Raw genomic sequence first — 331 nt, forward strand, 5'->3', positions numbered from 1 at the left:
ACTACAGCAGGCGGAACAATAAGCTTCGATCCATTAACAGGAGAGATGAGTTATACACCGTTAGCAGGTGAAGAGGGAACTACGGTAACGGTAGAGTACCAAGTATGTAATACAGCGGTAAGCCCGCAAGTATGTGCTACATCAATAGTAACAATTACAGTTCAGGTAGATACAGATGGTGATGGCGATCCAGATGTAACCGATCCAGATGATGATAATGATGGAAATCCAGATGGTACTGATCCCAACCCATTAGATCCAGTAACAGATGTAGATGTATTAACAGTTGTAGAAGGAACTACAGGTACAGTAAATGTATTATCGAATGATG

1 pseudogene is annotated in these 331 nt (G+C 41.4%); it reads left to right on the forward strand.

Annotation, left to right across the window (positions count from 1 at the left end):
* Window positions 1–331: pseudogene (locus tag H3Z83_RS12845) on the forward strand (hypothetical protein); the annotation flags it as partial.

Origin of the sequence: Tenacibaculum pelagium, assembly GCF_014062345.1 — a bacterium.
Taxonomy (GTDB): Bacteria; Bacteroidota; Bacteroidia; order Flavobacteriales; family Flavobacteriaceae; genus Polaribacter; species Polaribacter pelagius.